Annotated in this window: 26 protein-coding genes; 14 read left to right on the forward strand and 12 right to left on the reverse strand. The window is 76.3% G+C overall.

Annotated elements, in window-relative coordinates:
• Positions 1-6 precede the first annotated feature (6 nt).
• Positions 7-960: a pseudouridine-5'-phosphate glycosidase gene (locus ACWIZO_RS16805; RefSeq protein ID WP_448638788.1), complete on the reverse strand. Its 954-nt coding sequence runs from the start codon at positions 958-960 to the stop codon at positions 7-9.
• Between the two features lie 94 nt (positions 961-1054).
• On the opposite strand from ACWIZO_RS16805, the gene ACWIZO_RS16810 reads away from it, so the two are divergent.
• A complete protein-coding gene (locus ACWIZO_RS16810; protein WP_446759866.1) occupies positions 1055-1282 on the forward strand; it encodes a DUF3039 domain-containing protein in 228 nt (75 codons plus the stop codon).
• Between the two features lie 91 nt (positions 1283-1373).
• Here ACWIZO_RS16810 and ACWIZO_RS16815 read toward each other — a convergent pair whose 3' ends face one another.
• From ACWIZO_RS16815 to ACWIZO_RS16830, 4 genes are all read right to left on the reverse strand, one after another.
• A complete protein-coding gene (locus ACWIZO_RS16815; RefSeq protein WP_448638789.1) occupies positions 1374-2489 on the reverse strand; it encodes a YihY/virulence factor BrkB family protein in 1116 nt (371 codons plus the stop codon).
• Positions 2490-2572: 83 nt separating this feature from the next.
• The gene (locus ACWIZO_RS16820) at positions 2573-4909 is read right to left on the reverse strand and encodes a VanW family protein (protein WP_448638790.1); all 2337 of its coding nucleotides are present in this window, start codon (positions 4907-4909) and stop codon (positions 2573-2575) included.
• A gap of 143 nt (positions 4910-5052) precedes the next feature.
• Positions 5053-5277, reverse strand: a complete 225-nt coding sequence (locus ACWIZO_RS16825) for a DUF7455 domain-containing protein (protein ID WP_446759869.1) — start codon at positions 5275-5277, stop codon at positions 5053-5055.
• On the reverse strand, positions 5277-6659 hold the full coding sequence (locus ACWIZO_RS16830; RefSeq protein WP_448638791.1) for a hypothetical protein: 1383 nt from the start codon (positions 6657-6659) through the stop codon (positions 5277-5279). Before ACWIZO_RS16830 ends, ACWIZO_RS16825 begins: the two co-directional genes overlap by 1 nt.
• 349 nt (positions 6660-7008) lie before the next feature.
• On the opposite strand from ACWIZO_RS16830, the gene ACWIZO_RS16835 reads away from it, so the two are divergent.
• On the forward strand, positions 7009-7863 hold the full coding sequence (locus ACWIZO_RS16835; protein ID WP_448638792.1) for a PP2C family protein-serine/threonine phosphatase: 855 nt from the start codon (positions 7009-7011) through the stop codon (positions 7861-7863).
• Positions 7864-7946: 83 nt separating this feature from the next.
• Here ACWIZO_RS16835 and ACWIZO_RS16840 read toward each other — a convergent pair whose 3' ends face one another.
• Complete coding sequence (locus ACWIZO_RS16840) at positions 7947-9170, reverse strand: RNA polymerase sigma factor (RefSeq protein WP_448638793.1); 1224 nt, start codon at positions 9168-9170, stop codon at positions 7947-7949.
• A 495-nt stretch (positions 9171-9665) separates the two neighbouring features.
• Complete coding sequence (gene ppgK / locus ACWIZO_RS16845; RefSeq protein WP_448638794.1) at positions 9666-10418, reverse strand: polyphosphate--glucose phosphotransferase; 753 nt, start codon at positions 10416-10418, stop codon at positions 9666-9668.
• A gap of 51 nt (positions 10419-10469) precedes the next feature.
• Between ppgK and ACWIZO_RS16850 the strand changes: the two genes are divergently transcribed.
• Positions 10470-11279, forward strand: a complete 810-nt coding sequence (locus ACWIZO_RS16850; protein WP_448638795.1) for an inositol monophosphatase family protein — start codon at positions 10470-10472, stop codon at positions 11277-11279.
• 58 nt (positions 11280-11337) lie between these two features.
• Here the strand turns inward: ACWIZO_RS16850 and ACWIZO_RS16855 are convergent, their stop codons facing one another.
• A complete protein-coding gene (locus tag ACWIZO_RS16855) occupies positions 11338-11874 on the reverse strand; it encodes a LytR C-terminal domain-containing protein (RefSeq protein WP_448638796.1) in 537 nt (178 codons plus the stop codon).
• 70 nt (positions 11875-11944) lie between these two features.
• Entirely contained in the window at positions 11945-12991 is a 1047-nt protein-coding gene (locus tag ACWIZO_RS16860) for a phosphotransferase family protein (RefSeq protein ID WP_448638797.1), read from the reverse strand.
• Positions 12992-13290: 299 nt separating this feature from the next.
• Here ACWIZO_RS16860 and ACWIZO_RS16865 point away from each other — a divergent pair, with 299 nt between their 5' ends.
• The 7 genes from ACWIZO_RS16865 (at position 13291) to ACWIZO_RS16895 (ending at position 18048) form a co-directional block, all read left to right on the forward strand.
• A complete protein-coding gene (locus tag ACWIZO_RS16865) occupies positions 13291-13593 on the forward strand; it encodes a DUF4193 domain-containing protein (protein ID WP_204693870.1) in 303 nt (100 codons plus the stop codon).
• Between the two features lie 154 nt (positions 13594-13747).
• On the forward strand, positions 13748-14668 hold the full coding sequence (locus tag ACWIZO_RS16870; protein WP_448638798.1) for a hypothetical protein: 921 nt from the start codon (positions 13748-13750) through the stop codon (positions 14666-14668).
• 116 nt (positions 14669-14784) lie between these two features.
• Positions 14785-15288 carry a dUTP diphosphatase gene (dut, locus tag ACWIZO_RS16875; protein WP_448638799.1) on the forward strand — a complete coding sequence of 168 codons (504 nt, stop codon included), beginning with the start codon at positions 14785-14787 and terminating at the stop codon, positions 15286-15288.
• A 1-nt stretch (position 15289) separates the two neighbouring features.
• Positions 15290-16027: a DUF3710 domain-containing protein gene (locus tag ACWIZO_RS16880; protein WP_448638800.1), complete on the forward strand. Its 738-nt coding sequence runs from the start codon at positions 15290-15292 to the stop codon at positions 16025-16027.
• 19 nt (positions 16028-16046) lie between these two features.
• Positions 16047-16856 carry an alpha/beta hydrolase family protein gene (locus tag ACWIZO_RS16885; protein ID WP_448638801.1) on the forward strand — a complete coding sequence of 270 codons (810 nt, stop codon included), beginning with the start codon at positions 16047-16049 and terminating at the stop codon, positions 16854-16856.
• Complete coding sequence (locus tag ACWIZO_RS16890; protein WP_448638802.1) at positions 16853-17230, forward strand: OB-fold nucleic acid binding domain-containing protein; 378 nt, start codon at positions 16853-16855, stop codon at positions 17228-17230. The genes ACWIZO_RS16885 and ACWIZO_RS16890 overlap by 4 nt, the downstream gene beginning before the upstream one ends.
• Positions 17227-18048: a DUF3159 domain-containing protein gene (locus ACWIZO_RS16895; protein WP_448638803.1), complete on the forward strand. Its 822-nt coding sequence runs from the start codon at positions 17227-17229 to the stop codon at positions 18046-18048. Before ACWIZO_RS16890 ends, ACWIZO_RS16895 begins: the two co-directional genes overlap by 4 nt.
• A gap of 26 nt (positions 18049-18074) precedes the next feature.
• Here ACWIZO_RS16895 and ACWIZO_RS16900 read toward each other — a convergent pair whose 3' ends face one another.
• Together ACWIZO_RS16900 and ACWIZO_RS16905 are read right to left on the reverse strand one after the other, a co-directional pair.
• Complete coding sequence (locus ACWIZO_RS16900; protein ID WP_448638804.1) at positions 18075-18740, reverse strand: potassium channel family protein; 666 nt, start codon at positions 18738-18740, stop codon at positions 18075-18077.
• On the reverse strand, positions 18740-19405 hold the full coding sequence (locus tag ACWIZO_RS16905; RefSeq protein WP_448638805.1) for a potassium channel family protein: 666 nt from the start codon (positions 19403-19405) through the stop codon (positions 18740-18742). The genes ACWIZO_RS16900 and ACWIZO_RS16905 overlap by 1 nt, the downstream gene beginning before the upstream one ends.
• Positions 19406-19571: 166 nt before the next feature.
• Between ACWIZO_RS16905 and ACWIZO_RS16910 the strand changes: the two genes are divergently transcribed.
• The 4 genes from ACWIZO_RS16910 (at position 19572) to ACWIZO_RS16925 (ending at position 23819) form a co-directional block, all read left to right on the forward strand.
• Positions 19572-21614 carry an APC family permease gene (locus ACWIZO_RS16910; protein WP_448638806.1) on the forward strand — a complete coding sequence of 681 codons (2043 nt, stop codon included), beginning with the start codon at positions 19572-19574 and terminating at the stop codon, positions 21612-21614.
• Positions 21607-22944, forward strand: coding sequence for a class I SAM-dependent RNA methyltransferase (locus ACWIZO_RS16915; protein WP_448638807.1), 1338 nt, complete (start codon positions 21607-21609; stop codon positions 22942-22944). Before ACWIZO_RS16910 ends, ACWIZO_RS16915 begins: the two co-directional genes overlap by 8 nt.
• Before the next feature lie 210 nt (positions 22945-23154).
• Complete coding sequence (locus ACWIZO_RS16920) at positions 23155-23382, forward strand: DUF4177 domain-containing protein (protein ID WP_448638808.1); 228 nt, start codon at positions 23155-23157, stop codon at positions 23380-23382.
• An 80-nt stretch (positions 23383-23462) separates the two neighbouring features.
• Positions 23463-23819 (forward strand): hypothetical protein, encoded by a 357-nt coding sequence (locus ACWIZO_RS16925; RefSeq protein ID WP_448638809.1) that lies wholly within the window; start codon positions 23463-23465, stop codon positions 23817-23819.
• A 13-nt stretch (positions 23820-23832) separates the two neighbouring features.
• On the opposite strand, the gene ACWIZO_RS16930 is transcribed toward ACWIZO_RS16925, so the two are convergent.
• Positions 23833-25014 (reverse strand): ROK family protein, encoded by a 1182-nt coding sequence (locus tag ACWIZO_RS16930; RefSeq protein WP_448638810.1) that lies wholly within the window; start codon positions 25012-25014, stop codon positions 23833-23835.
• Positions 25015-25209: the final 195 nt, after the last annotated feature.

Below are 25209 nucleotides of genomic sequence, written 5' to 3' on the forward strand. Positions count from 1 at the left end.
CGGCGTTCAGCGCCCCTGCCCGGCCAGCGCGGCGGCGATGCGACCGGCCAGCTCGGCGTTGCGCAGCACCAGCCGCACGTTGACCGCCAGCGTCGCGCCTCCGCTGGCCCGGTGCAGGTGGTCGAGCACGAACGGGGTGACCGCCTTGCCGCGCACCCCGGCCTCCTCGGCCGCGGCCAGCGCGTCGGCGATCACCCGGTCGTGCAGCTGCGGGTCGAGCTGCTCGTCGGCGGGCAGCGGGTTGGCGACGACGACCGCGCCGGGCGCCAGCTCCCGGCGGGCGGCCAGCACCGCGGCGGCCTGTTCGGGGGAGTCGACCGACCAGTCGACCGGGGAACCGGAGTCGGCCACGTAGAAGCCGGGAAAGGTCCGGGTGCGGTACCCGACGACGGTGACCGACAGGCTCTCCAGCCGCTCGAGCGTCGCCGGGACGTCGAGGATGGACTTCACGCCCGCGCAGACGACGGCCAGCGAGGTGCGCGACAGGGCGGTCAGGTCGGCCGACTCGTCGAAGGTGTCGGCCGACTGCCGGTGGACGCCGCCCAGCCCGCCGGTGGCGAAGACGCCGATCCCGGCCGCGGCGGCCAGCAGCGCGGTGCTCGAGACGGTCGTGGCGCCGGACAGGCCCAGCGCCGCGGTCACCGGCAGGTCGCGGACGCCGAGCTTGGCCAGGTCGGGGTCGGCGCAGACCCGGTCGACCTGCGCGGGCGTCAGCCCCACGTGCGGCACGCCGTCGAGGACCGCGATCGTGGCCGGCACCGCGCCACCGGACCGGACGGCGGCCTCGACGTCGTCGGCGGCCGCGCGGTTGTCCGGGCGGGGGAGGCCGTGGGCGAGCAGCGTGCTCTCGAGCGCGACGACGGGCTGGCCCGCGGCCAGCGCGGCGGCGACCTCGGGGGAGAGGGTCAGCGGCGGCGTCGCGGCACGGCGGCCGGTGGCGGGGGAGGGATCGGCGGGCACCCTGCCATCATGGTCGGGAGGTGAGCCGCGCCCGGTTCCTCCCCTCGGTGCCGGGCGGCTCGCCGGGACCCGCCGTCCGACCCTGGGAGAGCCCGTGAGCGACACCGACCTGCTCGAGAAGCCCGACGTCCGCGAGGGCGACACCGGCAACTCCGACGAGGTCTTCCACTACGTCCGGAAGAACAAGATCGCCGAGAGCGCCGTCATGGGGACGCTGGTCGAGGCGCTGTGCGGCGAGGTCTTCCCGGTGACCAAGAGCCCCAAGCCCGGCAGCCCGGTCTGTCCGGCCTGCAAGGAGGTCTACGAGTCCCTGAAGAAGTAGAAGGACCCCCGTGCCCCCACCCTTCGCAGGCTCAGGGCGGGGCCCTGCACGGGGGCCGGTCTCGGGGACCCCGGGCCGACGGGGGGCGCCCTCACCGGAGGCCCAGGCGCTTGGCCTCGGCGTCGAGCTCGGCGGCGCGGCGGCGCTGCGCGCGGCGGGTGTGCCGGCGCAGCGGCGCCGGCCAGCGCTCCTGGACGGTGGCGTTGAGCTCGGCGCCGAGCAGCACCGACATGCCGAAGAAGAACAGGAACAGCAGCGCCGCGATCGGGGTGGCCAGCGCCCCGTAGGGCAGCGCGGCGACCAGGATGTCGGAGACGTAGAGCCGCAGCACCGTCGCGGCGACCACGAAGAAGGCGACGGCGAACAGCGTGCCGGGCAGGTGCCGGTGCCAGGGCAGCCGCCGGGGCAGGATCACGTGGTAGAAGCTCGTGAGCGCCAGCACCAGGCCCACGACGACCAGCGGCACGTACACCGCGTTGATCAGCACGGTGGCGGTGCCCTGCCAGTCCTGCGGCAGCACCGCGACGAGCAGGCCGGGCCCGAGCACCAGCAGCGGCAGCATGAGCACCGCGAGCACCAGGCCCACGACGAACAGCCCCAGCGCCATCAGGCGGGTGCGGATCGGGCCGCGGACGTCGCGCTGGTCGTAGGCGATGACGATCGTGTTCATGAACGTCGCCGTCGCCGACGACCCGGCCCACAGGGTCAGCAGGAAGCCCAGGCTGACGACGTCGAGGCGTCCGGAGGTCAGGATGTCGCTGAGCGTGGGCCGCACCAGCGAGTCGACGACGTCGGCGGTGAGCACCTGGCTCGAGGCGTCCACCAGGGTGTTCTCGACCGTCTGCACCGAGCCCGCGCCGATCCAGTCACCCAGGAAGCCCAGCGACCCCAGCAGGGCGATGAGCAGCGGCGGCACCGAGAGGATCTGCCAGAACGCCGCCTCACCCGACAGCCCGAGGATGCGGTCCTGCCACGCCTTGGCCACGGTGCGGCCCAGCACCTGCAGCGGCACCCGGACGACGGCCGGCCAGTGGTCGAGCCGGCCCGCCTGCGGCAGGTCGGCGCGCGAGGCACCCGAGACGGGCAGCGCCGTCACGGACGCGTCGGCGTCGTCGACCCGGCCGTCGTCGACCCGGCCGTCGTCGACCCGGCCGTCGTCGGCCGTCCCGCCGGTGCGGGGCGGTCCGCCGGCCCGCACGCTGCTCACCTGCGCCAGTGTGCACGCCCGGACCGGGTGCCCGCCGGGTCGGCGGCGATCCGGCGCGGGCGCGTCACCCGCGCGGGCGGGCCTCAGCGGGTGCGGCGGGGGTGCGGCCGGCGTCCCGGGGCGGACGGCGCTGCCGGCGGGGCCGTGCCCTCCGGTGCGGGAGCGGGTGCGGCCGGGTCGGGCTGCGGCGCGACGCAGCGGATGACCGCCTCGGCGGCGTAGGAGGTGTCGAACGCCTCCCGCCGGACCTCCGCACCGGACTGCAGGTCGCGGAACACCCGGGTCACGGTGACGTCGAAGCCCTGTGCGCCGCCCTGCGGGATGCAGTTGCCGTCGTCGGTCTTCTCCTGGACCGCGGGCTGGCGGACGTTGCGCCGCGCCCCCTCGATCGCCTCGACCTCGTAGTACCGGGTCCCGTAGAAGGTGACTGTGATGGACCCGCCGGAGGCCGCCGGCGTCCACGAGGTGTCCACGTAGATGCCCGTGTCGGTGTCGTTGCGCCACTGCAGGTCGATCTGACCCTCGTAGACCGTCGCCTCCCGGCCGGCCGGGTAGCGGCTGATGTAGAAGCTGTGCGGCTTGTGGTGGACGTCCTCGAGGCCGGCGAAGAAGACCGCGTTGAACATCGTGGTGGCGAACTGGCTGATCCCGCCGCCGACGGCGGTCGAGAGCTCTCCGCCGCTGATGACGTTGGCCGGCACGTAGCCCTGGGCCGTGCCGCGCGGGCCGGTGTGGGTGTTGAGGCTGAAGGTCTCACCCGGCAGCACCAGCGCGCCGTCGACCTCCTCGGCCACGACGCGGATGTTGGTCCCGCTGGCGCTGTTCCCGGTGCTGGTCGTGAACGAGCTGACCTCCTCGCGGATGCCCAGCGCCTGGGCCTCCTCGGTCGTCAGCTCCGCCGGGACCGCGCCGAGCTGCGCGACCACCGTGCGCGGCGCGGGGTCGGCGAGCACGTCGAGCAGCTGGGTGGACAGGGCCTGGGGGTCGACGCCGGTGCCGTCGACCGAGGGGACGACCGTGACGGCGCCGCCGCTGATCTCGAAGCGCGCGTCCTCGGCGGGGGTGCCGAAGGCGGTGAAGCCCTCGCCCATCGCCGTCTGCAGGGCGGCCGGGTCGACGGCGACGGTCAGCTCCCCGCTGTCCTCGGGGGTGAAGGTGAGCGAGGCGGCGATCGCCTCGGCCGGGATCTCCACCGAGGTGGCGCCGTCCTGGCTGGTCACCGTGACCGGGGCGGCCAGCGCCGGGGTGACCGTCTCGTCGAGGACCCGCTGCGCCTCCTCGGTGGCGACGCGGACCGGGACGACGTCGACCGGCAGCTGGATCGGGGTCTCCGGGTCCCCGCCCGCGGCCAGCGCGTCGGTGATCGCCTCGGCGGCGCCCTCGCGGTCCAGGGTCCGCCCGTCCACCGGCTCCACCAGGCTGGGTGTGGTGCCCGCGAGGGCGACCGTGGCGTCGACCGGGACCCGGTCGACCTGGGTGGCGATCGTGTCGACCTGGGCGGTCAGCGCGGTGTCCTCGCCGGTGATGACCGGGGCCACGGCGCGCTCGCCGAACAGCGAGGCGAGGCGCGCCCAGGGGGCGAGCGGCTGGTCGTCGGCGACGTCGACCGTGCGCTCGACGTCGAGGGTGATGCCGGCGGTCGCCGGGGAGAGCGTCGCCTCGACGTCGTCGGCGACGACGACGTGGTCGGCGGTCACCCGCGGCGCCAGCTGCTCCTCGAGGCGCTGCGCGGCGGCCGCGGGGGACAGGCCGCCGATGTCGACGCCGGCCACCACGGTGTTGCGGGGCACGTCGTCCCCGGCGACGAGCAGGTCGACGCCGTAGGCGGCACCGAGCAGGGCGACCAGCCCCACCGGGGCCAGCACGGCGGGACGGCGCCACCAGGGGTGGCGGGACGCACCGCCGGCGGCGGGTGGACCGGCCGGGCCGTCACCGGAGCCGTCGCCGGAGCCGTCCCCCGAGCCGTCGACGGGGCCGGTGTCGGTCGCGGGATCGGCGTCCGCGGGAACCGCTGCGGCCGGCGGCGCGGCCGGGACGGGGTCACCGAGGGCGACGGTGTCGGAGGCGTCGCGGGTGTCCTCGGACGCGGGGGCACCGGGGTCCGCCGGCCGGGTGGTGCCGGCCGGTGCGGGACCCCCGGCGAGGACGACGGTGTCGTGGACCGGGTCGGCGGGCGCGGGGACGGCGTCCGTCGAGGAGGCCGGGGCGGGGGCCGGGGCGGGTGCGGCGGTCCGCGGTGCCGCGCGCGGAGGCGGCGCGTCGGGGCCGAGGGGGCCGCGGTCGCGGGGGACCGGGCGCGTGTCGTCGGAGAGCCCGCCGTCCTCGAGGGGCGCCGGCGTGTCGGCGGTGGGGACGGCGCCGCGGGCGGCCTCGGGGGAGGGGGCCTCGGCGGTGTCGTGGGGTGCTGGGGACTGCGGCATCGGGGGGTCCTCCGGTCGCCGTCGACCGGGAGACCCCGGGAACGACGGAGCCGCCGGCCCCCCGTCCACCTCAGGTGGGACGGGAGTGCCGGCGGCGGCGTCGGGTGAGGGCTTCATCGCTGACCGCGACGATAGCGCCTCTCTCAGTGAGCGAGGCGCTCCTCGCCGTCGGTCTCGATGATGTCGACGGCGATGTCGCGGAGCTTGCCCTCGTACTCACGGGCGTGGTGCCCGCAGAAGACGAGGTCGCTGCCGCTGGCGAGCACGACACGCACCTTGGCCAGTGCGCCGCACCGGTCGCAGTGGAAGGGCACGACCAGGTCGTCGGCGGCGGGGGTCGTCGTCAGCGTCTGGGTCATCTGGGTCATCACTCGCTCTCTACCGCACGGACCCGCGGCTGCGGATCGGCCTCCTGCACAGCGCCAGGATGGACCCCTGTGTTCCCGTTGCTCCGGTCACTGCGGCGGACTCGCCCGGGGTTGGTGAGCCGGTGACCGCTGGGACTGGCGGGTTCAGCAGGGACGTCACTGGTGGTGCCGGTCTGTCTCGGTGGTGCTGGTCGTTCCGTTCGCCGGGTGGCTTCCGGCTGTGGGTCCGCTGCTGTTCTCGACGTCCTCCACGCTACGCCGTCTACCCGGCCACTGCTGTCGTACACCGCCCGGGCCGCTCCGGAGGGTGAGATCGTGACCTCCCCGCGACCGGAGCGACACACGATCGCCACGACGGTGCCCCGCACCGACCCGGTCCGGACCCGACCGGCGGGGCGCCCGTCGGTCGGTGCAGCAGTCGGTGACGGCGTGGGTCGCGCCCAGCCGCGCCGTGAGGTGTCGCCCGTCGCCCGTGACCAGCCGCACCACGGCGCGACCGAGCCGGGTGGGGTGGTCGTGCCCGTCCTCGATCGGGCGGGCCGGACGGCGGCGGGCTGGTCGGGCCCGGCCGGCGGCCGGCACCGGGTGCACCGCGAGCCGCGGCGGTGCCGGGGACGGATCCTCGTGCTGGACCTCCTCGCCGGCCCGGGTGCCGACGGCCGGTCCGCGGGGGACGCCGGCGGCCGCGTACGCCTCGTCCTCGTCCTCGTCCTCGTCCAGGTCTCGGCCTCGAGCAGCCGGGCGGCGAGGGCGTCGAGCTGCGCCCGGTGTCCGCGCAGGATCTCGACGGCCTCGGCGGAGCACCGCTCGACCAGGCGCCGGACCTCCTCGTCGACGAGCAGCCGGGTCCCCGGCGAGGCGGTCTCCTCACCGAACGGCGTCTCCTGCCCGGGCGCGGGCCGCACCGTCACCGGGCCGACGGCGGCGGACATGCCCCCGCGCCCGACCATCGAGCGGGCGATGCGGGTGGACTGCTCCAGATCGCTCTCCGCCCCGGTGGTCACCTCGCCGAAGACGACCTGCTCCGCCGCCCGGCCGCCGAGCGCGCCGGTGATCCGGCCGCGCAGGAAGTCCTCCGACCAGCCGTAGCGGTCGGCCTCCGGGCTCTGCAGCGTGACGCCCAGGGCCCGGCCGCGGGGGATGATCGACACCTTGCCCACCGGGTCGGTGCCCGGGGTGAGCATGCCCAGCAGGGCGTGGCCGGCCTCGTGGACGGCGGTGCGGCGCCTCTCCTCCGGCGTCAGCATGATGCCGCGGGCGCTGCCGAGCAGGACCTTCTCCAGGGCGTCCTGCAGGTCGGCCGGCCGCACCTGCTCCCGCTCGCGTCGCGCGGCGAGCAGGGCGACCTCGTTGAGCAGGTTGGCCAGGTCGGCACCGACCATGCCCGGGGACCCGGGCGGGACCCGGCCGGCCGGTGCCGCAGGCCCTCGGTCCGCCAGGGCGCCGGGGACGGCCGGTCGCGACCCGTCTGCGGTGCGGGCTGCCCGCGCCCGCCGGGAGGTGCGGACCGGTCGCCGCCCTCCCGGTCCTGGACCTGCTGCTGCCGTGCTGTCCCGCTGTCGGCCATGACGACCTCCCTCCGCCGGTCACCGTCGGCGCCGCTCCCGGGAGGACCCGACGCGTTCCCTGTCCGCCGGCTGTGCGCGTGCGGACGCCGGTCGGCGCCGCAGTCACCGGGAAGGTGCAGCCGTCCGACAGCTCCCTGGCAGGACCGGGCGGCAGGCTGCGCCCATGACCACCGTCCTGCTCGACCCGGACCCGGCTCCCGCCACGGCACCGGCCGTCCCCGGCCCGCCCGGGCCGCGGCCGCTGCCCCTGCGCTCCGCCGCCGTCTCGGTCGGCGGGGCCGGCCGCGAGGACCAGGACGCCGGCTGCGCGGGCAGCTCCCTGCTCGCGGTCGCCGACGGCGTGGGCGGTGCGGCCGGCGGCGCGACGGCGTCCGCGGTGGTCGTCGCGGCCCTCGCCGGCTCCGGTGCGGGGGGTCCGACCGGCGGGACCGCCGGGCTGCGCCGGGCCGTCGCCGCCGCCGACCGCCGGCTCGGCGCCGTCGCGGCCGCCCGGCCCGAGCTGCGCGGGATGGCGACCACCCTCACCGCCCTGGCGCTGGACCCCCGCGGCGAGGCCGCGGTGGCGCACGTCGGCGACTCCCGGGCGTACCTGTGGCGGGCCGGGAGGCTGCAGCGGCTCACCGCCGACCAGACGTTCGTGCAGGCGCTCGTCGACGCCGGCGCCCTCCCCGAGGAGGCGGCCCGCAGCCACCCGCTGCGGTCGGTGCTCCTCGCGGCGCTGCGCGGGGAGGAGGCCGACCTGGCCGACCTGGCGGTCTCCACCGTGCGGCTGCACCCGGGGGACCGGCTGCTGCTGTGCACCGACGGCGTGTCCGGTGCCGTGCCACCGGAGCTGCTATCGCGGGTCCTCGGCGAGGAGCACGACCCCGCGGCCGCCGCCGCCCGGCTGCTGCGGGCGGCGCTGGCCGCCGGCGCGCGCGACGACGTCACCGCGGTCGTCGCCGCGGTCGAGCGGGTCGGCGTCACGGGCCCCACCCCGTTGCAGACGGTGGGGGCTGCCCGCCCGTGGGCGGCCTGACCCGCCACCCCGGGGAACGCGCGACCGCCCCCGACCCGCGCAGGCGGATCGGGGGCGGTCGTCACGAGACGGCTGGAACGGCCTCAGTCGAGGTAGTCGCGCAGCACCTGCGACCGGCTGGGGTGGCGCAGCTTCGACATCGTCTTGGACTCGATCTGCCGGATCCGCTCCCGGGTGACCCCGTAGACCTGACCGATCTCGTCGAGCGTGCGCGGCTGGCCGTCGGTGAGGCCGAACCGCAGCCGGACGACGCCGGCCTCCCGCTCCGACAGCGTCTGCAGCACGCTGGTCAGCTGGTCCTGCATGAGGGTGAAGCTGACCGCGTCGACGGCCACGACCGCCTCGGAGTCCTCGATGAAGTCACCGAGCTGGCTGTCGCCCTCGTCGCCGATGGTCTGGTCGAGGCTGATCGGCTCCCGGGCGTACTGCTGGATCTCCAGCACCTTGTCCGGGGTGATGTCCATCTCCTTGGCCAGCTCCTCCGGGGTGGGCTCGCGCCCGAGGTCCTGGAGCAGCTCGCGCTGGATGCGGCCGAGCTTGTTGATGACCTCGACCATGTGCACCGGGATGCGGATGGTGCGGGCCTGGTCGGCCATGGCGCGGGTGATCGCCTGCCGGATCCACCAGGTGGCGTAGGTGGAGAACTTGTAGCCCTTGGTGTAGTCGAACTTCTCCACCGCGCGGATCAGGCCGAGGTTGCCCTCCTGGATGAGGTCCAGGAACGCCATGCCGCGGCCGGTGTAGCGCTTGGCGAGGGAGACCACCAGGCGCAGGTTGGCCTCCAGCAGGTGGTTCTTGGCGCGTTCGCCGTCGCGGACGATCCAGTTGAGGTCGCGGCGCATCTGCGGGGAGAGCTTGATGCCCTCCTCCTCGGCCTGGCGCAGCCGCTCGGCGCCGTAGAGCCCGGCCTCGATGCGCTTGGCGAGGTCGACCTCCTCCTCGGCGTTGAGCAGCGCGACCTTGCCGATCTGCTTGAGGTAGGCGCGGACGGAGTCGGCCGAGGCGGTGAGCTCGGCGTCCTTGCGGGCCTGCCGCAGCGCCTCGGACTCCTCCTCGTCGTCCCACTCGAAGTCGCCGCCCTCGGTGCTCTCCTCGGCGGCGGCCTCGGGGGTCTCGGGGGCCTCGGCGCCGTCGGGACCGGCGACGACGGTCTCGTCGAGCGTCAGGCCCTCGGCGCCGACGTCGACCACGGCGACGGCGGAGTCCTCGGAGGCGACGGCGGTCAGCACGGTGCCCTCGCCGGTGCCGGGGGAGGGGGCGATGCTCGGCTTGGTGCGGGCGCCCTTGGCCGGGGTCTTCTTGCGCACCGGCTTCGCGGCGGACGCATCGGAGCCGACCCCGACGGGGGCGCTGGTCCGGGAGGCCCGGGGACCGGCGGCGACCGTCCTGGAGCGGGGGGTGCTCGCTCCGGCGGCGTCCGGTGCTGACTTGTCGGCGGGCACTCAGGTTCCTTCCCGTGCTCGGTGCGTTCCCCGGGAGCGGGTGGAGCTCCCGGGTAGCGGTCCCGGCCGTGACCGTGGAGCGAGGAGGGCCGCCGGAGCGGCGCGGTGTTTGACCGCGGCGCGGGCGGGGGATTACTCCCGGCTGGCTGGCGACGGGCTGGGGCTCCTCCATTGTAGCGACGGAGCGCGGTGTGACCACCGTCCCCGACGGTCCTGCTCGCCCGGAGGGGGCCCTACACCACCCCAGGTCAACCGGTCACTCCGAGGGGTCACCACGCTCCGGGTGACAGGACCAGCCGCGCCGGCCCCTCTGCAGGGGCCCGGGCCGGGCGTGCGAGGCCTGGGGGCGGAGGGGTCCTCTCAGTGGTCGATGCGCTCGGCGGCGGTCAGGGCGGCCCCCACGATGCCCGCGTCGTTCTGCAGCTGCGCCGGGACCACCGGGGTGCGCGTCGTCAGCAGCGGCACCCACTTGTGCGCCTTCTTGCTCACGCCGCCGCCGACGATGATCAGGTCCGGCCACAGCCCGTTCTCGAGGACGTCGAGGTAGCGGTCGACGCGCTTGGCCCAGTGCGGGTAGCTGAGGTCCTCGCGGTCCTTGGCGGCGGCCGAGGCCTTCTTCTCGCCGTCGTGGCCGTCGACCTGGATGTGGCCGAACTCGGTGTTGGGCACCAGGTGCCCGTCGACGAACAGCGCGCTGCCGATGCCGGTGCCGAAGGTCAGCATGAGCACGACGCCCCGCGTGTCGCGACCGGCGCCGTAGCGCATCTCGGCCAGCCCGGCGGCGTCGGCGTCGTTGATCGTCTCCACGGTGCCGGGGACCAGCGCGGTCATCCCGGCATCGACGTCGGTGCCGATCCAGGCCTGGTCCATGTTGGCCGCGGTGTGCGCGACCCCCTTCTTCATGACACCGGGGTAGGTGACGCCGATCCGGCCGGTCCAGCCGAAGGAGTCGACGATCCCGGCGACCACCGCGTAGACGGCCTCCGGGGTCGACGGCTGCGGCGTCTCCACCCGCAGCCGCTCGCCCACCAGCACGCCCTGCGCGAGGTCGACCAGGCACCCCTTGATGCCGCTGCCACCGATGTCCACGCCGAAGCCCTGCACGGCGGTCACCCTAGTGACCCGCGCCGCACGGCGGTCGGGCGCTGGGGCAGGATCGCCCGGGTGAGTGCGCCCTCGCCCGCCGAGCTGCTCGACCTCGCCGTCGCCACCGCCCGGGAGGCGGCGGAGCTGGTCACCCGGGAGCGCGGGTCGGCGGCCGCCCGGGTCGACGTCAAGTCCAGCCCCACCGACGTCGTCACCGCGGTCGACACCGCCAGCGAGCGGCTCATCACCGCCCGGCTGCTGCAGGCGCGTCCCGACGACGGCCTGCTCGGCGAGGAGGGCGCCGACCGCACGGGCGGCAGCGGGGTGCGCTGGGTGGTCGACCCGATCGACGGGACGGTGAACTTCCTCTACGGGCTGCGCGGCTACGCCGTCTCGATCGCCGCCCAGATCGACGGCTGCACCGTCGCCGGTGCGGTGCTCGACGTGCCCACCGGCGAGCTGTTCACCGCCACGGCCGGCGGCGGTGCGCACCTCTCCACGCCGGCCGAGCCGGGGCCGGTGCGCCTGACGGGCAACCGGCCGGACTCCCTCGGGCAGACCCTGGTGGCCACCGGCTTCGGCTACCGGGTGGAGCAGCGCCGCGCCCAGGGCGCCGTCGTCGCCGAGCTGCTGCCCGAGGTGCGCGACATCCGCCGCCACGGCTGCGCCTCGCTGGACCTGTGCGCGGCCGCGGCCGGGCGGGTGGACGCCTACTACGAGCTCGACCTCAAGCCCTGGGACCACGCCGCCGGCGCCCTGGTCGCCGCCGAGGCGGGCCTGGTGGTCACCGGACTGCCCGGCCGGCCGTTCGCCGAGCCGATGGCCGTCGCCGTCCCCGAGACGGTGGCCGAGCCGTTCCTCGCACTCCTCGACCGCCTCCACCCATGAAGGACCCCCTCGCCCCCCGCCACTCGCAGGCTCGCGGCGGGCCCCTACGAGGGGGCCGTCAGCAGGCGGCCTCGGCGCTGGCGATGGGGGTGAGGGTCGCCGCGACCTCCTCGGGGGAGGCCAGCCGGTCGAACTCCGGCCCGATCACCAGGTCGACCTGCGCGGTGGCGCGGGTGTCGAGCTGGTCGCCGGCGCCGGGGAGGAACAGCGCCAGGTAGGCCGCCGCGTCGGCGCCGCGGGGGCCGTGGCGGATCTCGCCGGGCCCGGTGACCTCACGGTCGGTGGGGTCGTTGGCGACCTCGTCCACCACGAAGCCGCGGGCCTGCAGCTCCGAGGCCACCGTCTGCGCCAGCCCGGCGGTGTCGGTGGCGTTGTAGACCCGCACCGACAGCGTCGAGGGGTCCAGGGACGGCGGCGCCTCGGCGGCGGTCGCGCAGGCGGCCTCGGTGGCGTCCTCGCGGGCACCGGCGTCGGCCAGCACCTTCCACCACACCCCCAGCGCGACGAGGGCGAGCACGAGCAGGAAGACCAGCGGCGGCACCGGGCGCCGGTCCCGCCGGGGACGCGCCGGGGGGCTGTCGGTGCTCGTGCTCACGGTCGTCCTCCTCGGCGGGGACCCGGCACGACTGGGCGGGTCGCGCGGATCCTACGGTCGGCCGCGGGGCTCAGAGCAGACCGTCGTCGAGCGCGGCGCGTCCGCGCTCGACGCACGGGTCGATGCGGTCGGCGTAGCCGGCGGTGTCCTTCCCGGCCATGGCGCCGGCGGCCGACCGGGCGACGATCCCGGCGACGATCGCGGCGAACTTGAAGAAGGCGAAACCGACGTACCAGTTGAGGTGGGCGAGGTCGAGGCCACTGCGCTCGGCGTAGCGCGCGGCGACCTCGGCGCGGGTCGGGAATCCCTCGAGCGCGGTCACCGTGCTCTGCCCGGCGACGCTCCCCTCACCGGCCTGCGGCCAGTAGACGTACAGCATCCCCAGGTCGGCCAGCGGGTCGCCGAGGGTCGACATCTCCCAGTCCAGGACCGCGCGGATGCCACCGGGGCGGTCCGGGTCGAGCAGGCAGTTGTCCAGCCGGTAGTCGCCGTGGACGATCCCGGTGCGCTGGGTCGCCGGCACGGTCTCGGCCAGCCGCGCCGCCAGGGCGTCCAGGCCGGGGCGGTCGCGGTCGCGGGTGGCGTCCCACTGCTTCGTCCAGCGGCGCACCTGCCGGGCCATGAAGCCCTCCGGCCGGCCGAAGTCGCCCAGCCCCACCGCGTCGGGGTCGACGGCGTGCAGGTCGGCCAGGACGTCGACCAGACCCTCGCCGATCGCCCGGCGCTGGGCCGGCTCGTCGGCGTAGCCGGCCGGGATCAGGTCGACCACGTGCAGGCCGACCACCCGCTCCATGACGTAGAAGGGCGCCCCGAGCACGGAGGTGTCGGTGCACAGGTGCAGGGTCCGGGGCACCGGGACGGCGGTCGGCCCGAGAGCGCTGATGACCTTGTGCTCGCGCGCCATGTCGTGCGCCGTGGCCAGGACCGCGCCGGTCGGCGGCCGGCGCAGGATCACCGCGTCGTCGGCGCTGCCCCCGGCCGGCGTGACCACGTACGTGAGGTTCGACATGCCCGCGGCGATGAGCTCGATGCCCACCTCCTGCCAGCGCTCCTCCCCGAGGACGGAGGCGAGATACGGACCGACGACGGCGGGGTCAGCACCCACGGGACTGGACACGGGCCGCAGGGTAACCTCCGGCACTCCGCCTCCCGACCGGCCCGTCCGGCCCCGTCCCAGACCCCCTCCGCGGGTCGATGTGTCCCCCGCGCGCGGGCGGGCACAAACCGGGGTCGCACGGCGTTGGGGGGCTGCCGGTCCCGCACCGGGCCGGCTGACCGCGAGCCGGACGGCGGCGGGCGCCGGTCCCAGGACCAGCGGCCGCCCCGGCGGCCGGCCAGGTCGGCGGCGTCCCCCGACGCCGCCGGACGAGGCGGACGACGTCCGCCTGCGACAACCCCGGAGGAGGGGCACACCCCATGGCCACCGACTACGACGCCCCGCGCCGCAACGAGGCCGACGAGCTCGGCGAGGACTCGCTCGAGGAGCTCAAGGCCCGGCGGGCCGAGGCACAGTCCGCCTCGGTCGACGTCGACGAGACCGACTTCAACGAGAGCCTCGAGCTGCCCGGCGCGGACCTGTCCAACGAGGAGCTCACCGTCCGCGTGCTGCCCAAGCAGGAGGACGAGTTCACCTGCTCGCGCTGCTTCCTCGTGCAGCACCGCAGCCGGCTGGCCGCCACCCGTGGCGACCAGATGTACTGCCGCGACTGCGCGGCCTGAGCAAGGACCCCCGTGCCCCCCACCGCTCGCACGCTCGCGGCGGGGCCCTGCACGGGGCCGTTCCAGCACCTCACCGGGCCGGGACGGGGCCGTTCCAGCACGTCACCGGGCCCTGCGAGGGGGCCGGTCCAGCACCTCACCGGGAGGTCAGGCGATGAGCGAGCACGGGGAGCGGACGGCCGCGCCGCGGGACGTGCCGCCGCCGCGGCCCGTCCAGCGGGTCACGTCCGCCGGCGGGGGGCCGGCGGGCGCGACCGCGGGCGCGTCGGCCTGGACGGCCGAGGACAGCGGCCTGGGCCGGGCGGCCCGTGCCGTCGCCGACGCCGTGGCCGGCCTGCTCGGCGGCGCCGAGGACACCGGGCCCGCAGCCGACGGGACCCGCCGCTCGGCGGCCGGGACCCTCGGTGACGTCATCGGGGCCGTCGCCGCGGCGGTGGGCCGGCGCGGCGAGCAGCCGGCCGCTCCCCGGGCGGACGACGAGGGGTCCGGCCGGACGCCGGGCACGGTCCTCGGCGACCTGCTCGCGGCCGCGGCACCGCGGCTGCCCATCCGCGACGCCGCACGGCTGCGGGCCGCCCACCCCGGCCGGTCCGACGAGGAGATCGCCGACGCGCTGGTGACCCGGGCGTCCCGGTTGACGGCGGCCGTCGGAGCGGCCACGGGGGGCCTGTCGGCCGCGCAGTGGCTCGCCCCGCCGTCGCTGGTGGCCCTCCCGCTCGAGCTCGGCGCCGAGACGCTGCTGGTCGCCGCCGTCGAGGTGGTGATGCTCGGCGAGCTGCACGAGCTCGCCGGCCGGCCGGCCCGCGGCGACGCCGCCGAGCGCGCCACCGCCTACCTGGCCAGCTGGACCCAGCAGTGCGCCGTCGACGGCAGCCCAGAGCAGGGGCTCGGCGCGCTCGTGAGCACCGCCGGGCTGCGGGCCCTGCGCCGCCGGCTCACCCGCCGGCTGGCGCGCAACGTGGGCTCGGCGGCACCGCTGCTGGTCGGCGCCGCGCTCGGCGGGCGGGGCAACCTCAAGGCCACCGAGAACCTCGCCCGGCGGGTGCGGGCCGACCTGCGCCGCTCCTCCCGCTGAGGCGGGGACCCGGCCTCGTCCCAGGCCTGGTGACGTGCTGGAACGGCCCCCTCGCAGGGCCCCGCCGCGAGCGTGCGAGCGGTGGGGGGCGAGGGGGTCCTTATAGGGTCGCCGTCGTGGTCGACCCCCTGCCCCCCGTGCCCGAGCCGGGCGGGCTCGACGTCCCCGTCCGGCTGGTCACCGAGGGGGCTCCGCTCCCGCGCTACGCCCTCCCCGGCGACGCCGGCGCCGACCTCACCGTCACCGAGGACGTGGAGCTCGCGCCGCTGCAGCGGGCCCTGGTCGGCACGGGCGTGGCGGTGGCCATCCCGGAGGGCTACGCCGGGTTCGTGCACCCCCGCTCGGGCCTGGCCGCCCGGCACGGACTGAGCCTGGTCAACGCCCCCGGCACCATCGACGCCGGCTACCGCGGGGAGATCAAGGTCAACCTGGTCAACCTCGACCCGACCGCACCGTTGACCCTGCGCCGCGGCGACCGCGTGGCCCAGCTCGTCGTCCAGCCGGTGGTGCGGGCCCGCTTCGTCCCCGTCGACGAGCTGCCCGCGAGCGTCCGCGGGGAGGCCGGTCACGGCTCCACGGGCGCCGGGCACGCGGCCGGCGTGGCCGGACAGGAGGCCTGAGATGCCCTTCGGACGACGGCGCAACCGGATCGACCGCAGCCTGCGCGAGCGCGGCGTCCCGCCGGAGCCGCAGCACCGGGAGCGGGAGGTCGACGAGACCACCGGTCCCTACGACGAGGCCGACGCGCCCGACGACGGCACCACCCGCGTGGACCTCGGGGCGCTGCGGCTGCCCGCCGTCCCCGGCACGGAGCTGCGGGTCGACGTGAACCAGCAGCAGAAGGTCATCGGCGCGACGCTGCGGTACGGGGACTCGCTGCTGCAGCTGTCCGCCTTCGCCGCCCCCCGCGCCGCCGGCATCTGGGACGACGTCCGCGTCGAGCTGGCCCGCGGCGCCTCCGGTCAGGGCGGCCGGCTGCGGGAGGTCGAGGGCCCCTTCGGCACCGAGCTCGCCGGCTCCGTCGTCGTCACCCCGCCGGCCCAGCCGGGCGGCCCGGCGCCCCAGCCGGTGCGGCGCGCCGCGCGCTTCCTCGGCGTCGACGGCCCGCGCTGGTTCCTCCGCGGCATGATCAGCGGCCCGGCCGCCGAGAGCCCCGAGGCCGCCGCCGTCCTGGAGGACGTCTTCCGTCAGGTCGTCGTCGTCCGGGGCAGCGAGCCGATGCCGGTGCGCGAGCAGCTGCCGCTCACCCTGCCGCCCCAGGCCGCCGCGCAGCTGGCCCGCCAGCAGCAGGGCGGCGGCCGGCACGCGGCCGGCGCGCAGCAGGGCAGCGGCCGGCACGCGGCCGGGCCGACCGCGTGACGGCACCGGGCCCGGCCGCGTGAGTGCCCCGCTGGTCACCGCCTACGGCCCGCACCCCGACCAGTTCCTCGAGCTCACCCTGCGAGCGGGGTCCGCGCCGGCGCCAGTCGTCGTCGTGCTGCACGGCGGCTTCTGGCGGGCCGCCCACGGCGTCGAGCTCGCCCGGCCGCTGGCCGCCGACCTCGCCGCGGCGGGCTTCGCCGCCGTCGCCGTCGAGTACCGCCGGGTCGGTGCCGGGGGCGGGTGGCCGGCCACGGTGGAGGACGTCGCCGCGGCCCTCGACGCGCTGCCCGGCACCGGGTCGGCGGGGAACGCCGCCGGCCGCCTCGACCTCGCCGACGTCACGGTCGTCGGTCACTCCGCCGGCGGTCACCTCGCCGCCTGGGCCGCCGCCCGGGGCCGGCTGCCCGCCGGCGCCCCGGGCGCGGCACCCCGGGTGCGGGTGACCGCCGCGGTGCTGCAGGCCGGCGTGCTGGACCTGCGGCGCGCCGCGGAGCAGCGGCTCGGTCGGCGGGCCGTGCAGGAGTTCCTCGGCGGCGAGCCCGCCGACGTGCCCCACCGCTACGCCCTCGCCGACCCCGTGGCGCTGCTGCCCACCGGCGCCGACGTCCTGTGCGTGCACGGGCGGGACGACGACGTCGTCCCGCCCGAGCAGAGCGGGCGCTACGCCGCGGCCGCGACCGTCGCCGGCGACCGGGTGGCGGTGCACACCGTCCCGGGCGGCCACAAAGTGCCCATCGACCCGGCGGGGGAGGCCTGGGCGGCAGTCCGCGACTGGCTGGAGCGACGCCGCGACCGGCGCCGGGACCGCACTACGCTGGGGTCGTGACACAGACGCGTCCCGGCGGCTGGCTCGCGCGCACGCTGCAGCGGCTGACCGCCGACGACTCCACGATCGACGCGCAGGAGCTGCGCGCCGAGGCCGACCGCGCCGGCTGCGAGCCGGTGAGCCACTGCCGCAAGGGCGAGGTGGTCACGGTCACCGGCAGGCTCAGGTCGGTCGTCTACACCCCGCGCGAGACCGTCCCCACCCTCGAGGCCGAGCTGTTCGACGGCTCGGGGTCGGTCACCCTCGTGTGGCTCGGCCGCCGCCGCATCCCCGGCATCGAGCCGGGCCGCACGCTGACCGCGCGGGGGCGCTTCGCCCACTTCGACGGCCGCAAGGTCGTCTACAACCCCTGGTACGAGCTGAGCCCGGGGTGACGTCGCCGGCCGACGACGACGGCCGGCGGGCCGCAGGACAGCCACCGGGGGAGCCCGACGACGGCCGTGCCCTGACCTTCGACCGGCACCTGGTGCTCGAGCAGCTCGGCGGCTGGCGCGGGATGGTCGACGCCTCGCTGCCGACCGTGGCCTTCATCGTCGCCAACGCGATCGGCGGCCTGCGCACCGGCGTCTGGTGCGCCCTGGGCGCCGCCGTCCTCGTGCTGCTGTTCCGGCTGGCCCGTCGGGAGAGCGTGCAGCAGGCCTTCAGCGGCCTGTTCGGCGTGGCGGTCGCGGTGGCCATCGCCGCGGCCTCCGGCCAGGCCCGCAACTACTTCGTGCCGGGGATCATCCGCAACGCCGTCATCGGCGTCGTCCTGCTGGGGTCGGTGCCGGTCCGCTGGCCGCTGGTGGGCGTGGCCGCGGAGTTCCTCGCGCCGAGCCACCTGGGCTCCATGGCCTCGCACACGCTGCCGGGCCTGCGCCGGCGGGTCGGCACCGCGCGCGCCCGGCTGCACCACCAGCCCCCGCCCGCGCCGCCGGGGCCGCGGCCTGCCGACCCCGAGCCCGAGCGGCACTGGCGCGACGACCCGCGGGTGGTGCGCGCCTACGGCTGGCTGACGGTGCTGTGGGCGCTGACGTTCCTGCTGCGGGTCGCGGTGCAGACACCGCTGTACCTGGCCGACGAGGAGGGGCTGCTCGGCGTCGCCTCACTGGTCCTCGGGCTGCCGGTCACCGGCGTGGCGCTGGCCGTCACGCTGTGGGTGGTCGCCCGCCTGCACCGCCACCGCGTGGCGACCGACGCCGGCGCGGCCTGAGCCTCCCGGGGGAGCAGGAGGTCCTCCTAGAGCGCGGTGGGGGAGAGGACCTGCTGCAGCTGCTCCTCGACGTCGGCGTGGGTGACGAACAGCAGCTCGTCGCCGACCTCGAGCGGCTCGTCGGGGCTGGGCGTGATGACCCGGTCGCCGCGCAGCAGCGCGGTGAGCACCGTCTCGCGCGGCAGCGGGACCTCGCGCAGAGGCTTGCCGGCCCACGGGGTGTCCTCGGCGAGGGTGATCTCCACCAGGTTGGCCGCGCCCTTGCGGAAGCTCATCAGCCGGACGACGTCGCCGACGGTCACCGCCTCCTCGACCAGCGCGGCGAGCACCCGCGGGGTGGAGACGGCGACGTCGACGCCCCACGCCTCGGTGTAGAGCCACTCGTTGCGCGGGTCCTTGACCCGGGCCACGACGCGGTTGACCGCGAACTCGGTCTTGGCCAGCAGCGAGACGACCAGGTTGGCCTTGTCGTCGCCGGTGGCCGCCACCACGACGTCGCACGTGGCCAGCTGGGCCTCCTCGAGGGAGGAGACCTCGCAGGCGTCGGCCTGCACCCACTCGGCGCCGGGCACCGCGCGGGTGCGCACCTTGCGGCCGTCCTTCTCGATGAGCATCACGGTGTGCCCGTTGGAGAGCAGCTCCCCGGCGATGGAGCGGCCGACGGCGCCGGCGCCCACGATGGCCACCCGCATCAGACCCTGCCCCCCTCGGGGTGCTCGACCGCCCGGTGCACGCGGTCGGAGATCTCGTCGGTGGCCGCGACGACGAGCTGGTCGCCGTCCTGCAGCACCGTGTTGGACGTGGGGAGCAGCGCGTCGCCGAAGCGGACCAGCCAGGCGGCGCGGGCGCCGGAGGTGGCCTCCAGCTCGGCCAGCCGCCGGCCCACCCAGCCGTCGGTGACGGTCACGCGCATGAGCAGCACCGTGCCGGTGGGCTCGCGCCAGATCTCGCTGACCTTCACCGACAGCAGCTCGCGCATCAGGCGGTTCACCGTCCAGGGGACGGTCGCGACGCTGGGGATGCCCATGCGCTCGAAGACCTCGGCGCGCTTGGAGTCGTAGATCCGGGCGACGACGTGCTGGACGCCGAAGGTCTCCCGCGCCACCCGCGCGCTGATGATGTTGGAGTTGTCGCCGCTGCTCACCGCGGCGAAGGCCCCGGCGGCGTCGATGCCGGCGTCGAGCAGCGTCTGGCGGTCGAAGCCCAGGCCGGTCACCTGGCGGCCGCTGAACTCCGGGCCCAGCCGGCGGAAGGCCTCCGGGTCCTGGTCGATCACCGCCACGCTGTGGCCGATCTGCTCCAGCCGTCGGGCGATGGCCGAGCCGACGCGGCCGCAGCCCATCACGACCACGTGCACGTGCCGCTCCCCGGGTCGTCGGTGCGGGCGCCTCCCACCCGCGTACCGGGCGCGAAGCTACACCCGTCGGCCGCCGGTCCGGGCGGCGTGCGGGACCACACACCCGCCGGGAGGACTCGTCGGCGCGGCGCCGCACCGGGGCCCCGGCGTCCGTACCATCGCCGCCGTGCCAAGCCTGTCCGACCTCGGACAACTCCCCAAGCGGCTCGTGCTGGGCCGGCCGGTCCGCAGCGACCGGTCCGGGGAGTCCCTGCTCCCGAAGTCCCTCGCGCTGCCGATCTTCGCCAGCGACCCGCTCTCCTCGGTGGCCTACGCCACCCAGGAGATCCTCATCGTCCTCACCCTCGCGGGGACGGCGTTCCTCTTCCTGGCGCCGTGGCTGGCCGTCGTCGTCGTCCTGCTGCTGGCGACCGTGGTGCTGTCCTACCGCCAGGTGGTGCACGCCTACCCCTCGGGCGGCGGCGACTACGAGGTCGCGATGAAGAACCACGGCCAGTTCGCCGGGCTCACCGTCGCGAGCGCGCTGCTCGTCGACTACGTGCTCACCGTGGCCGTGTCGGTCTCCTCGGGCACCGACAACATCATCTCGGCGTTCCCGACGCTCAACCAGCACCGTGTGCTCATCGCCGTCGGCCTGATCGCCCTGCTGGCGGCGGCCAACCTGCGCGGGCTGCGGGAGTCGGGCAAGACCTTCGCCGTCCCGACGTACCTGTTCGTCGCCGGGATCATCGTCATGATCGGCACCGGGCTCGTCCGGGACTTCCTCACCGACGCCCCGGTCCGCGCCGAGAGCGCGGCCTGGACGATCCTGCCGGAGGCCGGCTACGGCGACCTGGGCGGTCTGGCCCTCGTCTTCTTCGCGCTGCGCGCCTTCGCCTCCGGCTGCACCGCACTGACCGGCGTCGAGGCCATCGCCAACGGCGTCCCGGCGTTCCGGCCGCCGAAGTCGCGCAACGCCGCGACGACGCTGGTGCTCATGGGCGGGATCGCCGCCACGATGTTCGCCGGGGTCACCGCGCTGGCCCTGCTCGCCGACGTCCGGTACGCGGAGAACACCTGCGACCTGGTCGGGTTCCCCGGGAACTGCGACACCGAGCCGCAGCGCACGGTCATCGCGCAGCTGGCCGCCGCCACCTTCGGCGGGGACACCTCGATCGGCTTCTTCTACATCCAGGCGGCCACCGCGCTGGTCCTCATCCTGGCCGCCAACACCGCCTTCAACGGGTTCCCGCTGCTGGGCTCGGTGCTCGCGCAGGACCGCTTCCTCCCGCGGCAGCTGCACACCCGCGGTGACAAGCTCGTCTACAGCAACGGCATCCTGCTGCTGGCCGGCTTCGCGATGCTGCTCATCCTGGCCTTCGACGCCGATCCGAACCGGCTGATCCAGATGTACATCGTCGGGGTCTTCACCAGCTTCTCGATCGGCCAGTGGGGCATGGTGCGGCACTGGAACCGCGAGATCCGGCTGTCCGGCGACCCGGTCGACAAGCGGCGGATGCGCCGCTCCCAGGTCATCAACACCATCGGCGGCACGCTGACCTCCGCGGTCCTGGTGGTCATCGTCATCACCAAGTTCACCCGCGGCGCGTACCTCGTCCTGCTGGTGATGCCGATCCTCTTCGTGCTCATGCGGGCGATCAACAAGCACTACTCGCACGTGTCCGAGCAGCTGCGGCCCGACAGCGACGCCCGGCTGCTGCCGAGCAAGGTGCACGCGATCGTGCTGGCGTCGAAGGTGCACAAGCCGACGCTGCGGGCGCTGGCCTTCGCGCGGGCGACCCGGCCCGACGCGCTCACGGCCCTGACGGTCAACGTCGACGACGAGGAGACCCGGGCCCTGCAGGCCGACTGGGAGCGCTACGACATCCCGGTCCCGCTGACCGTGCTCGAGTCCCCCTACCGGGAGATCACCCGGCCGGTGGTCGACTTCGTCAAGACCATCCGCCGCACGAGCCCGCGCGAGCTCGTCATCGTCTTCGTGCCGCAGTACGTCGTCGGGCACTGGTGGGAGAACGTCCTGCACAACCAGAGCGCGCTGCGGCTGCGCGCCCGGCTGCAGTTCCAGCCCGGCGTCATGATCACCACGGTGCCGTGGCAGCTGGAGAGCTCGGTCGGCCGCGGTGACGACGACCGGCGCTCGGGCCCCATGCCCGGTGACCTGCGCCGCGGGCTGACCGACGACCAGGTCGAGGCCACGCCCTATGGGTAAGGACCCCGCTGCCCCCCACCGCTCGCAGGCTCGCGGCGGGCCCCTGCAGCGGGGCCGGCTGCCGCTGGATCGGGGGCTGGGCTGGGTCGGTCGGGAGTTCACCGTGACCGTCGGTCCGGTGGCGCACGGCGGGCACTGCGTGGCCCGTGCCGAGGGCCGGGTGGTCTTCGTGCGGCACGCGCTGCCGGGGGAGCGGGTGGTCGCGCGGGTCACCGAGGACCGCCAGCCCGGCTGGTGCCGGGCCGACGCGATCGAGGTGCTCGAGGCCGCGCCCGACCGGGTCGAGCGGCCCTGCCCGTACAGCGGCCCGGGGCGCTGCGGGGGCTGCGACTGGCAGCACGTCTCCCCGGAGGGGCAGCGCCGGCTCGCCGCGGACGTCGTCCGGGAGCAGCTCACCCGGCTCGGGGGGTTGGACGCCCAGGACCCCGTCGTCCGCGACCTCGTCGTCGAGGAGCTGCCCGGCGGGCCGTTGCGCTGGCGCTCGCGGACCCGCTTCGCGGTCGACCGGACCGGGGCGCCCGGGCTGCGGCGGCACCGCTCGCACGACGTCGTCGTCCTCGAGGACTGCCCGATCACGGTGGAGGCCGCCGCCCGCGCCGTGCTCTCCCGCCGCTGGCCGGGCGCCGGCGCGGTCGACGTCGCCGTGGACTCCACCGGCGCGGTGACCACCACGCGGCTGGACCGCCGCGGCGTGCCGACGTCGACCCGGGTGCGGCAGCCTGGGGAGGACGCCGCGGCCGCTCCCACCGGCCGGGCCGGCCGGCGGGCCGCGGGGCGCGACTGGGAGGTCGAGGGCACCGGCTTCTGGCAGGTGCACGAGGCCGCCGCCGACGTGCTGGTGGCGGCCGTGACCGGCGCCGCCGGCGCGCGCCCCGGGGAGACGGTGCTCGACCTGTACGCCGGCGCCGGGCTCTTCGGCGGCGCGCTGGCACCGGCGGTGGGGGAGTCCGGCCGGGTGGTGTGCGTGGAGGCCGACGCCGCGGCGTGCGCCGCCGCCGAGGCCAACCTCGCCGGCCTGCCGCAGGCCGAGGTGTGGCAGGGCGAGGTGGACGCCGAGGGGCTGGCCGGGCTGCTCGAGGAGCTCGGGGGCGCGCCGGACGTCGTCGTGCTCGACCCGCCGCGCGCCGGCGCCGGCCCGGCGGTGAGCCGGGTGCTGGCCGGCACCGGGGCCCGCGCCGTCGTCTACGTGGCCTGCGACCCCGCGTCCCTCGGGCGCGACGTCGCGGCCCTCCGCGCGGCCGGGTACCGGCTGACCGCGCTGCGCGGCTTCGCCGCCTTCCCGATGACCGCGCACGTCGAGTGCGTGGCGCTGCTGACCCCGTCCGGCTGAACTCGTTCCGCACGGGTCCCCACGCGGGAGCCCGGCACGACAGGAGTGCGGGGTGCTGGTCCCCGTCGGGCCGACCGGCGCCTGGGCCGGCCGGGCGAGGGCAGCGTCCTCGCCTGCGACCCGGTCAGCCGGCGGGTCGCCTCCCGGTGGGTGCGCCTGGGTCCCCCCGACCGAGCGGGGGCGGCGGCCGTCCCCGCTACGGTGGGCCCCGTGACCACCTGGGAGTACGCCTCGGTCATCACCGCCAACGACGCCGAGTCCCAGCGCGCGGGGGTGAGCGTCAAGCTCCCCGGCGGCACGCTGGAGCGGCAGCAGGGCGACACCAGCTCGGTGCTCAACCGGCTCGGCAGCGAGGGCTGGGAGCTGGTCAGCTACCACTCCAGCGGTGCCGGCACCTGGGGCTTCGAGCAGTTCTGGCTCAAGCGCCCCCAGGGCTGAGTCCCCGCCCGTCCCCCGATCGGGCGTGCCGGGTCGAACAGGTGTTCGACCTGCGGCAGACTGCCGGCGTGGGAGCAAGCGTGCCTCCGGGCTGGCCGGAGCAGGTACGGCCACCGGGTGCTCCCGACTGGGAGGCCACCGCGGTGGCCTGGCTGTTCGACCTGGTCCCGCCCGACTACCGCGCGCACGCGGTGCTGCGCCGCTACCCGGTCCTGCTCGCCCGGTTCGCCGGCGACCACGTGGGCGCCGGTCTGCAGGCCGCCCGCGAGGGGTGGCGGACGGTGCGGGTCGACATGGCCGACCACCTGCCGCCCGACGCGATCGAGGCCGCCGTCGCCGCCTACGAGCGCGAGGGTGCCCGCCTGGCCGCGGCCGCGCGCGGGGTCGTGGTCGTCGCCGGTGCCCTCCGCGGGGAGGTGTGGGTGCCGCGCCTGTAGTCCCGGCTCCTCCTCAGCCGAGCCGGTCGGCCTCCCGGAGCGCGACCGCCAGCGCGCCGAGCACCTCGGCGCGCGCGCCGAGGGAGCCGGGCACCACGGTGACGTGCTCGGCCGCGGCGGGGATGGCCGAGCGGGCGAGCGCCCGCCGCAGCGGGTCGACCAGCAGGTCCCCGGCGGTGCCCAGCTCGCCGCCGACGACGATGCGGTCGGGGTTGAGGGTGTTGACCAGCCCGCCCAGGACGACGCCGACGGAGGTGCCGGCGTCGGCGATGAGCCGGCGGCAGGCCTGGTCGCCGTCCACGGCGCCGGCCACCAGCGACCGCAGGTCGCCGTACTGCGGTGCGGCGGTCCGCAGGGCCTGCAGCAGCGCGCTGCCGCCCGCGGTCAGCTCCAGGCAGCCCCGGTTGCCGCACCGGCAGAGGTCGCCGCCGGGGTCGAGGCTCACGTGGCCGATCTCCCCGGCGGTGCCGGAGACGCCGCGCAGCAGGTTGCCGTCGACGACCAGGGCGCCGCCGACACCGGTGGCCATCTTGAGGTAGACGGTGAAGCGGGAGCCGCGGCCGGCGCCCCAGCGGACCTCGGCGAGGGCGCCGAGGTTGGCGTCGTTGTCCACGACCACCGGGACGCCGAGCCGCTCACGCAGCTCCACCGCCGGCGTGCTGCCCGACCAGCTCGGCAGGATGTTCGCCTGCGCCACGGTGCCCTGCGGGGTGCCCGGGCTGCTGACCACCGGCGTCGGCAGGCCGACCACCGCCCCCACGACGTCCCGGGTGCAGGCGCCGACCCGCTGCAGCTCCTCGCGGACCCGTGCGGCGACGGTGTCCAGGACGGCGTCGGCGCCCAGGTCGGCGACCGGGAGCTCGGCCACGTGCTCGTCGACCACCTCGTGCGAGAGGTCGGCGACGGCGACCCGCACGTGCGTGCGGCCGATGTCGACCCCGACGACGACGCCTGCCCGGCGGGTCAGCCGCACCAGGCCGGCGGGACGTCCTCCGGTGGGTCGGGCGTCGGCCGGGTCGGCCGGCGTGACCAGGCCGCGGTCGACCAGGTCGGCGACGTACCCGGACACCGTGGCGCGGGACAGCCCGGTCTGCTCGACCAGCTGGGCCCGGGTGGCCGGGCCGTCCAGACGCAGCGCCTCGACCAGCCGGCGCGGGTGGCCCGTGACGTCGGGCAGCCACGTCCGGGGGTCCATGGCGGGATGGTCAGCGGCCCGACCGCTTCTGTCAACCACTGACGGAAGTCACCGTCCGACCGGGTGGCGGAGGCGCCGGGTGCGAACGGAACGGGTGCCGCCCTCCGGGGCGGGCCGCTCGGCTGCTCCGCTCACCGGGAGGAGCCCGTCGTGCGCGACTACAGTGGGTCGGCGGCCCTCGCGAGCCGTGCCACC

This window comes from Geodermatophilus sp. URMC 63, from assembly GCF_053502565.1.

What these genes read in the sequence shown, in the direction of transcription:
- ACWIZO_RS16915 (WP_448638807.1), top strand. Translation starts at nt 21,607, where the DNA reads ATGGGTAAGGACCCCGCTGCCCCCCACCGCTCGCAGGCTCGCGGCGGG.
- ACWIZO_RS16835 (WP_448638792.1), top strand. Translation starts at nt 7,009, where the DNA reads ATGACCACCGTCCTGCTCGACCCGGACCCGGCTCCCGCCACGGCACCG.
- ACWIZO_RS16880 (WP_448638800.1), top strand. Translation starts at nt 15,290, where the DNA reads ATGCCCTTCGGACGACGGCGCAACCGGATCGACCGCAGCCTGCGCGAG.
- ACWIZO_RS16930 (WP_448638810.1), bottom strand. Translation starts at nt 25,014, where the DNA reads ATGGACCCCCGGACGTGGCTGCCCGACGTCACGGGCCACCCGCGCCGG.
- ACWIZO_RS16870 (WP_448638798.1), top strand. Translation starts at nt 13,748, where the DNA reads ATGAGCGAGCACGGGGAGCGGACGGCCGCGCCGCGGGACGTGCCGCCG.
- ACWIZO_RS16865 (WP_204693870.1), top strand. Translation starts at nt 13,291, where the DNA reads ATGGCCACCGACTACGACGCCCCGCGCCGCAACGAGGCCGACGAGCTC.
- ACWIZO_RS16820 (WP_448638790.1), bottom strand. Translation starts at nt 4,909, where the DNA reads ATGCCGCAGTCCCCAGCACCCCACGACACCGCCGAGGCCCCCTCCCCC.
- ACWIZO_RS16825 (WP_446759869.1), bottom strand. Translation starts at nt 5,277, where the DNA reads ATGACCCAGATGACCCAGACGCTGACGACGACCCCCGCCGCCGACGAC.
- ACWIZO_RS16830 (WP_448638791.1), bottom strand. Translation starts at nt 6,659, where the DNA reads ATGGTCGGTGCCGACCTGGCCAACCTGCTCAACGAGGTCGCCCTGCTC.
- ACWIZO_RS16900 (WP_448638804.1), bottom strand. Translation starts at nt 18,740, where the DNA reads ATGCGGGTGGCCATCGTGGGCGCCGGCGCCGTCGGCCGCTCCATCGCC.